Consider the following 12283-nt stretch of genomic DNA (forward strand, 5'->3'; position numbering starts at 1 on the left):
TTAGGTGGGTGCTGTGGCTGGGGCAAGGGAGTCGGGGCGCGTTCAGGGATCCGCCCGGCATGTGGTGGCGTGGTGCGCGGTGCCCCCGGAGGACTCGACCCGGCCCTCCCCGCCTTCGACGAGCGGGGCTGCGGACCGGGCGCGCTTTCTCGCGGAAGTGGTAGCTCCGCCCGGGCGGAGGGCAGAACGTGGCCATGCGAGACGACAAGGACCCAACGAGTCGCAGGGGGTGGTGACTTGACCGTCATCGTCGGGCTGGTCCATCGGCAGCGTGTGCACCTGGCCGGAGACTCGGCAGGCAGCAGCGGATCGCAGCTCACGATCCGCCGCGACCCGAAGGTCTTCACCAACGGTCCCTATGTACTCGGGTTCACGTCCTCGTTCCGTATGGGCCAGCTTCTGCACCACGCCTTCGAGGCACCACACCCCGAGGGCGACCTCGACCGTTTCATGGCCACGCGCTTCATCAACGCCGTCCGGGCCTGCCTCAAGGACGGTGGCTGGGCCCGCAAGGACTCCGAGCAGGAACAGGCGGGCGTCTTCCTCGTCGGCATCCGCGGCCGTCTCTTCGAGGTTCATGTCGACTACCAGGTCGGCGAGCCCGCCGAGGGATATGCCGCTGTGGGTTCCGGGGACGACCTGGCTCTCGGCGCCCTTCACGCCACCGCCGAGCTCGGCCTCAAACCGCGAGAGCGCCTGACCGCCGCCCTGCGTGCCGCGGATCATCACAGCGCATACGTCTGCGCCCCGTACACCTACGTCAGAACACCCCGCTGAACCGTCCCCGGCCGGTGTGTCACTCCGTACTGCGCAGGGCGAGCCAGGTCTCGTGGTCCACGATGCCGTCGGCGTCCAGCAGCCTGTCGCTCTGGAAGCTCCGCACCGCGGACTCGGTTCCGGCGCCGAAGTCGCCGTCCACGCCTGTGCTCCCGATGTCGTATCCGCGCTTCGTCAGCACGCACTGCACCTGGAGCACACGCTTGCCGCTGTCTCCCAGACGCGTGCGTCCGTTGCCGCGGTAGTACGTGCAGTCCGAGATCCAGGCCGGGATCGCGGGCCCGGTGGTGGGCGGACTGCTCGGAGACGACGAGGGAGTCGCGTCGGCCGGGGCGCCGGGATCGGCATCGGGAGCGGAGGGAGTGCCGTGCACCGCCGGTGCGGCGGAGCCGGAATCCCCGGGATCCGCGGCCGTGCCGTTCGGGTTCGCGGCGCCGTCGACGTTCTTGCCGGACGCGGCTCTCGCGTCCGAGGCCCCGGGTGTCGGTGACAGCACGGTGCCGCCCGGCACGGTGCGGCCGGTCGTCGTGGCGGACCGCGGGGCGGCAGCGGCGGGCGGAGCGTCATGGCGACTGAGCACGAAGACCCCCGCGGCCACCGCGCAGACCGCGATGCCCACGACGACGGCCCGTACCGGCTTCCGCCGTGCCCAGGTGCGGACCCGGCTCTCCTGGGGGCGTGCCGATGGTGCCCCGGAGGCGGCGTCGACGGCCACCACCGGTGGTTCGGGAACGGGCGGACCGGGCCGGCCGCCCTGCCCGGCCGACGCCGACGCCGACGGCATCGCCATCGGGCGTTCGTCCGGAGACCGTAATCGGGCTCGGGACGCGACGGGGATGCGGTGCAGCACCTCGTACGCCCGTTGCCGGGCCAGCAGTTGGCCGGCGAGCGGCTCCGGCCACACGGTCGTCTCGGTGCGTTCCCCGGCGGCATCGGTCAAGTCCTGCCCTGTGGGCCGCCGTTCGGGCTCCTTGGCCAGGCAGGCGGTCAGCAGCGAGCCGAGTGCCGCGTCCGCGGCCGAGATCTCGGCGATCAGCTCGGGATCCGGCTCCTCGAACGCGACCCGGTGCATCACGTCGACTCCCGTACCGTCGCCGAACGGGGCACGCCCCGCTGCCGCGTACACCAGGGTCCCGGCGAGTGAGAACACGTCCGACGCCGTGTCGGACCTGCCGGTCCGCAAGTGTTCCGGGGACATGTAGGCCGGAGTTCCCACCCGGACACCCGTGCCGGTGATCGTGCTGGCGTCCATGGCCTTCGAAATGCCGAAGTCGATCACATGCGCGCCCCCGACGGACAACAGCACGTTGGACGGCTTCAGATCCCGGTGCACGATCCCCGTGGCCGCGAGGTCGGCCAGCGCCTGCCCCAGCTCGGCCACCAGACGCCAGACCGCGGCCGTCTCCAGGGGGCCGTGCTCCCGTACGGCATGCGCGAGATCGAGCCCCGGGAGGTACTCGGTGGCCATCCACAGCAACTCGTCCTGGAAGCCCGTGCCGCACAGTCTCGGCGTGTGCGACGTGCTGACCCGTTCGTGCACCGACGCCTCACGTTCGAACCGGCGTCGGAAGCCCGGATCGTCCGCGTACTCCGGCCTGATCACCTTCACCGCGGCCAGACCGGGGCCGCCGTCCGCCGGACGCGCGAGATAGACCCGTCCCATACCGCCGCTGCCGAGCAGGGCCAGCGGCACATAGGGGCCGATGTGGTCCGGGTCGCCGAGGCGTAGGGGTGAGGCACCGGTCTGCCGCACTGCGGCGGCCTCGTTCGTCGCCAAGTCCGGTGGCAGCGGCCGCTGTTCTGACAAGGAACCCCCGAAGTGATGTGCGCCGTACGTCAGTTCGGCCCCAAGGAGTCACGAGGCTAGCCGAGCGGTGGCGTACGTTCTGGGTTTCCCGCACTTCCGTTCCCCCGGTGGGCTGTTCAGGACGGCCGATCAGGCTGGTTGTTGATCTGAGGCACAGCAACACGGCGCAGGCGGCCTCCGGAGGGCGGTCAGTCGCGGGGCGGCGGAGTGTAGAAGTCGCCGACGGACGTCCAGACGCCGTTCTTCACGACCACGCGCTGCACACTGCGCGTCCCGAGGTGATCGCTCGCGCTGAACCTCATCACCGGTGACACCCCCGGGTCCACCGAGGACGCCTTCTCGTACGCGGCGGTGATCGCCTTGGACGTGACGGGCCCCTTGATGGTCTTCGCGATCTCGGCGAACACCTTCGCGTTGCTCCAGCCCCACAGCGCGAGGAACCCGGCGTCCTGACCGGGCTCGTACTTGGCCATCGCGGTCCGGAACTCCTTCACCGCGGGGTCGTTGTCGGACGGCGCCTTCACCAGCTGTACGGCCTTCAGGCCCTCGGCGGCGTCCTTGGCCAGCGCGACCGTCGACTCGGCGGCCACCGGAGCATAGGCGTAGGTGGGCAGCGACAGGCCCTGGAGCTTGGCCTCCTTGAGGAAGGCGGCCGCCTCCGGGGAGGTGAGGATCAGGACCACCGCCTGGGTCTTCGCGGCCTTCACCTTGCTGATCACGGGGGTGTAGTCGGTGGTCTGGTACTTCACCGGCAGCCGGTCGACCTCGACCGAGGGGTCCAGCTTCTTCGCGACGGGCTCCACCTGCTTGGCCACGTTCACGAACGCGGCCGGGTCGCTGTGCACCACGAGGATCTTCTTCGCGCCGTCCTGCACCGCCCACGCGGCGATCGCCGCCGCCTGGTCCTCGTACAGGGTCTGCGTGCCGAACAGACCGGCGCGCGGCGGCTTGTACCAGGACTCGGTGCCGCCCACCTCGTTCACGACGGGCACCTTGGACTGGTTGAGGACGAAGGGGAAGGCCGCCTCGGCCTGCGAGGTGCCGTTCGCGTTGACGATGGCAACGACCTTGTCCTGGCCCACCAGTTCACGCGCGATCTGCACGGTCTGCTGCGGATCGGCCGCGTTGTCCTTGACGGTCCAGTCGATCTTGCGGCCGTTGACGCCACCTTGGGCGTTGACCATCTTGAAGTACGCGTCGGCGCCCGCCTTCTCTCCTATGCCGTAGGTCGCGGTGGCGCCGGTGAGCGGGAGCCACGCGCCGATGTGGATCTCGGAGGAGCTGCCTCTGGCAGCGGTGGAGTCCTGGCCGGCGCAGGCACTGGCGGTGAGTGCCACCGCGGCCAGGACGGCCATCGCGCCCAGGGCGTGGCGGGAGTTTCTCTTGGTCCGGAACACGGTCCACCTCGTTCGGTACGGAGTTCGGTACGGGCTGTCAATTCACGGGTGAGGTACGGGCGTTGCCCGCCGCGGTGGGTGCGGCTCCCAGGCCGCCGCCGAAGTAGGCCGCTTCCGCGAGGGCCGCGAACTCCGGGTCGCCGGGCCGCCCTCGCACCGCGACGACGCCCTCGTGCAGTACGGCCACCTCGTGGCACACGGACAGGGCGCGGCTGAGGAGCTGTTCGAGGAGGACGACGGTCAGCCCCTCGTGAGCCAGCCTGGTCAGCCGGTCGTACACCTCGTCGACCAGGGCGGGGGCCAGGCCGAGTGCCGGTTCGTCGACGATCAGGACGTCCGGCGCGCCGATGAGGGCCCGGGCGATGGCGAGCATCTGCTGCTCCCCGCCGGACAGCCCGCCCGCGGACGCCGACATCCGGTCCCGCAGCCGGGCCGGCAGCCACTCGACGGTCTCCTCCAGCCGTTCGCGCAGCGCGCCGCCGGTGATGCCCGCCGCGTACGCCGCAACCTCGAGGTTCTCGCGCAGGGAGAGCGTCCTGAACAGGGCCCGCCCTTCCGGCGCCAGACCGGTCCGCACGACACCGCCCAACTCCCTTTGCCCGCGCGCCGGTTCGAGCGAGCCGTGCAGGATCCCGGCCAGCGTGCTCTTGCCCGCGCCGTTGGCCCCGGCGATGCCCAGCACCGCCCCCTGGCGGACATCGAGGTCGACGTCCCGCAGCGCGACCACCCCGCCGTAGGTGTGGCCGACCCCGTGCAGGCGGATCATGCTCCGTCCGCCCACGTGCTCGGGCGGCCGGGTCCTGGTGCCGACCGTTCCCAGGTACGACGACCGCACCCTCGGGTCCTTCAGTACGGTGTCCGGGGTGCCCTCGCCGATCGTGCGGCCGAAGTCGAACGCGAGGACGCGGTGCGCGACGGCGAACAGGTCGTCGAGGACGTGGTCGATGATCACCACAGAGGTGCCGTCGGCGTGCAGCCGCCTGATGTGCCCTGCCAGCAGCGCGCGTTCACCCGCGTCGAGCCCGCCGAACGGCTCGTCCAGGATCAGGAGTTCGGGCCGCTCGGCCATCGCACGCGCCAGGTCGAGGCGCTTCTGGAGACCGAACGGCAGCTCCTTCGGGCGCCGTTCGGCCACCTCCGCGAGACCGACGGAGCGCAGCAGCCGCGTGACGTCGGCCCGGTGCCCGGCGGTGATCCGCCGGCGGGTGCACAACACGTTCTCCGCGACGGTGAGTTCGGAGAACACCTCCGCGTGCTGGAACGTACGGCCGATCCCCAGCCGCCGCCGCGCGGTCGCCCTCGCTCCCAGCAACGGCTGCCCGGCGAAGCCTGCGGTCCCGCTCACCCGGCCGTTGCCGGTGAGCCCGGATAGGACGTTCAACAGGGTCGTCTTTCCGGCCCCGTTGGGCCCGATGACCGCCAGGATCTCGTTCCGACGGAGCGTCAGAGAGGCGTCCTCCAAGGCCTTCAGCCCGCCGTAGGAGACCGACACGTGCTCCAGGCGCAGCAGTTCGGGTCCGTCGCCGACCGTTTCGGACGGGGGCGGCGAAGGCATGGGCTCCGTCAACTCCTCGGACAGCGAGGTGAGTTGAGCACTCGACCGGCGCAGGACTCGGCGCACGAGCCCGCCGAGGAACGGCACGACCCCGCCCGGCAGGAAGAGCAGCACCGCGATCAGCACGAGGCCCTGCACGACCGGCTGGGGCAGTCCCACGGCGGAGGAGAGCGAGGGGTTCCAGGTCAGGTAGACGCCACCGGCCACCGCGCCGACGATCGTGCCGACCCCGCCGAGCACACAGGCCGCGATCAGCGAGATGCCGAACGTCAGCGAGAAGGGATCCGGGCTCACGAACCCGGTGAGCAGTCCGAGCAGCACGCCCGCGAAGCAGGCGCACGCCCCGCTCACCGCGAACGACAGCGCCGACTGCGCCTCCGGCGCGATGCCGATCGTACGGGCCGCCAGGGGATGCGACTTGGCGGCCACCAGGCGCATCCGCAGCCCGGAGGCGGCGGCCGGTACGGCCAGCGCGAGGACGACGGCCGCGGCGCCGACCGCGAGGTACTGGGTCTCGGTGCCGCCGCCCGCGAGAGTGCCGAGGCCGAGGGCGCTGCGCAACTGGACCACCGGTACTCCCTGGTCGCCGCCGGTCACGCTGCTCCAGCGGTTGATCAGTTCCAGGGTCACCGTGGTGAACGCGAGGGTCAGCAGGGCGATGTAGAGCACCGAGAACCGGGCCCCCGCGTACCCCAGGAAGGCGCCCAGCGCGGCACCGGCGGCGACCGCGCCGAGGACCACCGTCTCCAGCGACCAGCCGTGACCGCTGCCGTACGCGGCGAAGTAGGCGCCGATGGCGAAGAACGCGGGGTGGCCCACCGACCAGATGCCGGACCAGCCGGCGAGCAGGCCGACCGACAGGATGACGATCGTGTACACGGCCGCGAGCCCCACCGAGTACATCTGGTACGCGGGGATCGCGCCGGAGGCCATGAACGCGATGAGCACCGCGCCGGCCACCGGACCGAGGGCGGCCCGTGCCAGGAGGGAACGGTTGAAGACCATGGATGCGACCCCTCAGACCCGTTGGAAGGTGCGGGTGCCGAACATGCCCTGCGGGCGGATCAGCAGCACCAGCACGGTGAAGGAGAAGACGAACGTGTCCCGGAAGCTGGCGGAGACGTAGTTCGCCGCCAGGTTGTCCAGGACGCCGATCGTCAGCCCGCCGAGGACGGCGCCGTACATGCTGGTCAGGCCGCCCAGGAAGATTCCGGCGAAGGCGCGGAAGAGGGGCGCGACCAGCGCGGTGGGCACCAGACCGGAGCGCGGTGCGTACAAGCAGGCGGCGAGTGCGGCGAGGCCCAGGCCGAGTGCCCAGGAGATCCGGGCCAGCCGCTGCGAACTCAGGCCGACCACGCGGGCGGTCTCCGCCGACTCGGCCGCGGCGCGCATCGCCGAGCCGAGCGTGGTGCGGGCGAAGAGATAGCCGACCAGGGCCATCGCCACGGCGGCCACGGCGATCGTCAGCAGGCTCTGGGCCGGCACCGCCGCCCCCGACCAGCGCACCGTCCCGTCGACCAGGCTGGGAAAGGCCTTGGGCTGGTCGCCCCAGACGGACCCGGCGACGTTCTCCGCGACCAGGGACACCCCCATCGTCACGACGAGCGCGGAGAACAACTGGCCCTGTCCCAGCGGCCGGATCACCGTCTCCCGTACGAGCAGGCCCGCCACGACCGTGATCACGACGGCGGCGAGGACGCCGAGGAGTGTGGCCACACCGCGGTCGTGCAGCGAGAGCGCCACGTACAGGCCCAGGGTCGCGAGCGACGCCATCGCGAAGTTCACGACGTCCGTGGCCCGGTAGATGATGACCAGCCCGAGACCCATGAGGCCGTAGACGGCTCCACTGGCCACACCGCTCACCAGGACGAGCAGGAACTGACTCACAGTCCCTCCTTCGGGGAAGAGCGCGTTCGCGCCACATGTGCGGGAAGCATGATCGCCTCACAAGAGAGTCAAAGTGAACTCACTTCAGTAAGCTAGGCACTGTCGCGCCGGAGGGGCAAGCCTCGTGCACCGGATTTGTGCCGGGCGCCCCGAGCGGAGTCAGTGCCCGGTGGCCGACGGTGACTCGGCGAGCGCGGTGCGTGCCGCCGCCAGACCGAAGACCAGCGCGGGGGCGAGACCGCCCGCGTAGGCGCGCCGGTACAGGCCGCCCGCGTCGGCGCCGGCCGCGAGCAGGCCCGGGACCGGCACCCGTCCGTCCGAGGCCGCCGACAGGGCGTGCGCCCCGGCGTCGATCAGCAGACCGCCGAAGGTGAACGTGATCGCCGGGGCCGCCTCGACGACGTAGAACGGCGGTTCGTCCAGGGGGTGTTGGTCGAGGGCGCGGCCGGGCGTCGGGCTGCCCTTCGCGCTCGCGGTGGTGTTGAACTCCGCGATCCGGTCACGGATCGTCGCGCCGGGATAACCCCACTCCTCGGGCATCGACGCGAAGTCGTCCAGGCTGTCCGCCACGGCACACCGGGCACCGGCCCGATGGCACAGCTGGAACTTGTCCACGCCGGGGATGCCCTCCACGTACGAGGCGCTGATCCGCTCCCGGTGCACCCGCGCGTCGGCCACCAACAGGCCGCGCGCCTCCGGCCGTTCGAGCAGCGCCATCGCGGTCAGGTGGTCCCCGACCGTCTCGTCGACGAAGCGCTCGCCCGTCGTGTCGAACAGCAGGGCGTGCTCGCTGTAGTAGAGCGCCAGGTCGACGAAGCGCGCCGGGTCGGCCAGTGAGACGCCCGCCGGCATCAGGTGGCCGTAGAAACCCGCGTCCTTCTTGCCGAACGCCGCGCCCGCGGTGCGCCCGAGAGTGAGGCCGTCGCCGCGGCTGTGCGGGTTGGCCCGCAGCCCGATGCCGGCGGCCCGGGGGTGGATGTGCTCGGCGCGCAGGTCCGCATCGCCCTGGAAGCCGCCGGTGGCGAGCAGCGTCCAGGTGGCCTCGATACGGCGCGGAGTTCCGTCCGGGAGCAGGACGTCCGCGCCCCTCACCACCCCGTTCTCCGTCACGAGGGACGTGGTCCAGGTGTCGGTCAGTACCTCCTGGCCCCGGTCGCGGATCAGCCGCTCACACGTGTCGAGGTAGTGGTTCGTGTCGAGCTGGTGCCCCCGGCCGAAGCCGAGCACCGGCACCGGCGGACGGCAGTCCACGCCGAGCGACCGGATCCACGCCACGCCGTCGGCGAACCCGTCCAGGAGGGCGGCGGCCAGCTCCGGGTCGCCGTCCGGGTTGACCCGACGCATCTGCTCGACGGTCGGGGTCGTCCACACGAATCCGGCGAAGCGGGCGGAGCCGCCGGTACGCTCCGCCTTCTCCACCAGCACCACCGAGCCGCCCTCCGCGGCCACCCGGGCGGCGGCCGAGAGCCCGGCCATGCCACCGCCGATCACCAGCAGATCCACTGTCTCCGCGTCCGTCACGGGTCCCACCGCCTCTGTGTCGCTGACTGGAATGTGACGCTAATTGAACTCACTTCTGTAGTCGAGAGGATGGACGACGGGGGATGCGGGTGGTGCGGGTTTCGGCCGCGTGGGCCCTCGGTCGGATACGTGGGTCCGGCGCGTCAGTCGGGTACGAGGACCGCGCGCCCCCGTACGGTGCCGGACCGAAGCCGCTCGATCGCCTCCGCCGCGCTCGACAGCGCGAACCGCTCGACGCCGACCTTCAGCGCGCCCTCGCGTGCCAGGGCGCTGACCGCTTCCAGTTCCGGCAGCGTCCCCCAGAACGGCAGCGAGATCCGCGCTCCGGGTGGGAGTGCGCCGGGTTTGCGTACGGCCAACTCGCCGCCGCCGCTGCCCACCACGGCCAGTTCGCCGCCCGCCCGCAGCACCGCCACCGCGAGCTCCAGGCTGGACCGGCTGCCGACGAAGTCGAGCACCGCCACCGCCCCGACGCCGCCCGTCCGGTCCCGCAGGACCCGCGCGGTGTCGGCCCGCGACAGCGTCCCGAAGTGCGCACCGCACTCGACGGCAAGGGCGAGCGCCTCCTCGCGCACGTCCACGGCCAGGATCCGCGCGGCCGTCGTGGCGCGCAGGATCTGCACGGCCAGATGCCCCAGGCCGCCGATGCCGATGATCACCACATGGGCTTCGGCGCCCTCGCTCAGGGCGTGCCGGACCATCGTCACGGCGTGGTACGCGGTCAGCCCGGCGTCCGACAGGGGCGCCGCCTGGACGGGGTCCAGGTCGCCCACCGGGACCAGCAGCCGCCCGGACGGGACGAGCAGCAGGTCCGCCATCCCGCCGTCGCGCCCGAGCCCGGCTCCTGTGCCGACGCGGCCGGTGTCCAGTGCCGGGCGCCGGTCGCAGTAGTTCTCCGCCCCGGCCGCGCAGCGAGCACAACTCCCGCAGCCCCAGGGGCCGTAGACGATCACGCGCTCGCCGACGGCCGGTCCCGTCGCCAGTGGGCCGCGGTGCAGCACCCGGCCCGCGACCTCGTGTCCGAGGGTGAACGGGAGCCCGTAGGGGAGGGCTCCCGGCCGGGCGTCGATGACATGGAGGTCCGACCGGCAGAGGCCGGCCGCCTCCACCTCGATCAAAACCTCCTCGTTCGTGGGAGTGGGTCGTGCCACCTCGGTGAGGACCGGTGGGCCGCCCCAGTGGGTCAGTCGGACCGCTCTCGCTGCGCCTGTTGACATACGTGGGACAGTAACAAAAATGAAGTCAGTTCAGGAGATGGAGTGGGGTGGAGTGGGGTGGTGACTGTGCATGGGCGGTGAGCATGCGGGGCGCTTCGACGGGCGGATCGCGCTCGTCACCGGCGCGGGATCCGGCATCGGCGCGGCGGTCGCCCGGCGACTCGCCGCGCAGGGGGCCGACGTCTTCGCCACGGACGTCGACGGCCCGACCGCCGAGGCCGTCGCCGCGGACCTGCCGCGAGCACACCCGCTGACCCTCGACGTGGCCGAACCGGCGCAGGTCGACAGCGCTTTCGACGAGGTTCTACGGCGGCACGGGCGGCTCGATGTCGTGGTGCACGCGGCCGGCGTCGACGATCCCGTGGCCAAGGAGTGGATCGCCGAGGCGCTGGTCGCGGGGCGGTCCCCGGACGTTACGGGGCGGCTCGGCGACGACGCGTGGCGGCGCGTCATGCGCGTCAATCTGGACGGCACGTTCCATGTGCTGCGTGCGGCTCTGCGGGTCATGGCGCCTCGCCGGTCCGGGGCCGTCGTCACGGTTGGTTCGTCCTCGGTCTTCGACACCCAGGCCGGTTATCCGCACTACGCGGCCTCGAAGGCCGGTGCGCACGCGGTGAGCCAGTCCGTGGCCAAGGAGGCGATCGCGTTCGGCGTTCGCGTCAACACGGTGGCGCCGGGGCCCACGGAGACGGGGATGGCGGCGCGGACGCCTGCGGCGCTTCGGCGGGGGTTCGCTGAGCCCGGGGTGCGTGGCTATGCGACGCCGGAGGAGATCGCCGACGTCGCTTTGTTCCTGGTGAGTGAGGAGGCGGCGAATCTGGTGGGGGCGGTGGTGCTTGCGAATGGGGGGCGGTTCACGGTGTGAGGGCTCAATCGGTTGTGGGCGGCTGCGGGTTCGTCGTGGCTGGTGGCGCCCACGCGGCGGAGCCGCAAATCGATACAGCCCCGCGCCCCTTCGGGGGTTCGAGCTAGGGAGGTTGGGATGTTTCGGCTCGATATTGATCCCGCAACGCTGGCGGAGACTGATGAGCAGCGCCAACTACGTTCGGTTCTACGGGACTTGCTCGGCGAATTCCGTGGATCCGACCAGGTGCTCTGGGAGCGGCTCGCCGGTGAGATCGGGGTGCACGGGCTCGCGTTGCCCGAGGAGTATGGCGGGGCTGGGTACACGTACGCCGAACTTGGCGTCGCTTTCGAGGAGTTGGGGCGGGTGCTGTGTTCCGCGCCCCTGCTCACCACTGTTGTTCTCGCCGGGCATGCCCTGTTGGTGAGCGGTGATCAACAGGCCTGTGCGCGATGGCTCCCGGGCATCGCGTCCGGCGAACTCACGGCCACGGTCGCTGGGTTCGTGCACGCAGCCGACGTCACCGCCGAACGGGGCCCCAGCGGCTGGGTGTTGCGCGGAGATGCCGACTTCGTACCCGGCGGAGAGGGTGCGGATCTGCTGCTGGTCAAAGCCCGCGCGCCTGACGGGGAGCGGGTGTTCGCCTGTGAGCCGGACGGTGCGACCTGTGACCGTACGGCTCGGCGGGTCCTCGATCCCACGCGGCGGCAGGCACGCGTGGGATTCCGCGGAGCGCGGGCCGAGCCGGTCGGTGAGCCCGGGTGGGCGGCGGCGGTTGTCGACGCCGTGCTCGACGCCGGCCGGGTGGCCCTGGCGGCCGAGCATGTCGGCGGCAGTGCGCACGCCCTGGACGCCGTGCTCGACCATGTCTCGGGGCGGACCCAGTTCGGGCGGGCCATCGGCTCGTTCCAGGCGGTCAAGCACCGGCTGGCGGATCTGCTCGTCGAGATCGAGGGGGCGCGGTCGGCCTCGGCGTACGCGAGCGCCTGCCTTGCCGCGGGTGCGCCGGAACTCCCGCTCGCCGCGAGCGCCGCGGCGGTCGCGTGCACCGGTGCCTACCGGCTCGCGACGACGGAATACGTGCAGCTCCACGGCGGGATCGGCTTCACCTGGGAGCACCCTGCCCATCTGTATCTGCGCCGGGCGCGGGCCGACGAGGCGCTGTTCGGCACCGGTGACGACCATCGGGTGCGTCTGGCCGGACTGCTCGGCCTCGCCCGCTGATCGCTTGCCGGTGGATCGCCTCCCGATCCATTGACAGGGGCATCCGTCCACCCA

The 12283-nt window shown here is 71.7% G+C and carries 9 protein-coding genes; 3 read left to right on the forward strand and 6 right to left on the reverse strand.

The features are described from left to right. Nucleotides 1-237 precede the first annotated feature (237 nt). Nucleotides 238-777, forward strand: a complete 540-nt coding sequence (locus JHN45_RS03370) for a hypothetical protein (protein WP_201047932.1) — start codon at nucleotides 238-240, stop codon at nucleotides 775-777. A 19-nt stretch (nucleotides 778-796) separates the two neighbouring features. Here JHN45_RS03370 and JHN45_RS03375 read toward each other — a convergent pair whose 3' ends face one another. The 6 genes from JHN45_RS03375 to JHN45_RS03400 all read right to left on the reverse strand — a co-directional run bounded on the left by JHN45_RS03375 (nucleotide 797) and on the right by JHN45_RS03400 (nucleotide 10161). Further along, on the reverse strand, nucleotides 797-2584 hold the full coding sequence (locus JHN45_RS03375; RefSeq protein ID WP_236583265.1) for a serine/threonine-protein kinase: 1788 nt from the start codon (nucleotides 2582-2584) through the stop codon (nucleotides 797-799). A gap of 188 nt (nucleotides 2585-2772) precedes the next feature. Beyond that, nucleotides 2773-3981: an ABC transporter substrate-binding protein gene (locus JHN45_RS03380; protein ID WP_201047933.1), complete on the reverse strand. Its 1209-nt coding sequence runs from the start codon at nucleotides 3979-3981 to the stop codon at nucleotides 2773-2775. 37 nt (nucleotides 3982-4018) lie between these two features. Continuing rightward, nucleotides 4019-6541: an ATP-binding cassette domain-containing protein gene (locus tag JHN45_RS03385; protein WP_201047934.1), complete on the reverse strand. Its 2523-nt coding sequence runs from the start codon at nucleotides 6539-6541 to the stop codon at nucleotides 4019-4021. A 12-nt stretch (nucleotides 6542-6553) separates the two neighbouring features. Next, nucleotides 6554-7423, reverse strand: coding sequence for a branched-chain amino acid ABC transporter permease (locus tag JHN45_RS03390; protein WP_200708642.1), 870 nt, complete (start codon nucleotides 7421-7423; stop codon nucleotides 6554-6556). Nucleotides 7424-7582: 159 nt separating this feature from the next. Beyond that, nucleotides 7583-8944, reverse strand: a complete 1362-nt coding sequence (locus tag JHN45_RS03395) for an FAD-dependent oxidoreductase (RefSeq protein ID WP_201047935.1) — start codon at nucleotides 8942-8944, stop codon at nucleotides 7583-7585. Between the two features lie 143 nt (nucleotides 8945-9087). Next, nucleotides 9088-10161 (reverse strand): NAD(P)-dependent alcohol dehydrogenase, encoded by a 1074-nt coding sequence (locus JHN45_RS03400; RefSeq protein ID WP_201047936.1) that lies wholly within the window; start codon nucleotides 10159-10161, stop codon nucleotides 9088-9090. A gap of 70 nt (nucleotides 10162-10231) precedes the next feature. On the opposite strand from JHN45_RS03400, the gene JHN45_RS03405 reads away from it, so the two are divergent. Both JHN45_RS03405 and JHN45_RS03410 read left to right on the forward strand, forming a co-directional pair. After that, complete coding sequence (locus JHN45_RS03405) at nucleotides 10232-11026, forward strand: SDR family NAD(P)-dependent oxidoreductase (RefSeq protein ID WP_201047937.1); 795 nt, start codon at nucleotides 10232-10234, stop codon at nucleotides 11024-11026. A gap of 195 nt (nucleotides 11027-11221) precedes the next feature. Then, entirely contained in the window at nucleotides 11222-12229 is a 1008-nt protein-coding gene (locus JHN45_RS03410; protein ID WP_307783029.1) for an acyl-CoA dehydrogenase family protein, read from the forward strand. Nucleotides 12230-12283: the final 54 nt, after the last annotated feature.

Source organism: Streptomyces sp. MBT53 (assembly GCF_016654115.1).
GTDB lineage: Bacteria > Actinomycetota > Actinomycetes > Streptomycetales > Streptomycetaceae > Streptomyces.

Coding starts and splice junctions, on each gene's coding strand:
- JHN45_RS03385 (WP_201047934.1), bottom strand. CDS start 6,541: ATGGTCTTCAACCGTTCCCTCCTGGCACGGGCCGCCCTCGGTCCGGTG.
- JHN45_RS03400 (WP_201047936.1), bottom strand. CDS start 10,161: ATGTCAACAGGCGCAGCGAGAGCGGTCCGACTGACCCACTGGGGCGGC.
- JHN45_RS03405 (WP_201047937.1), top strand. CDS start 10,232: ATGGGCGGTGAGCATGCGGGGCGCTTCGACGGGCGGATCGCGCTCGTC.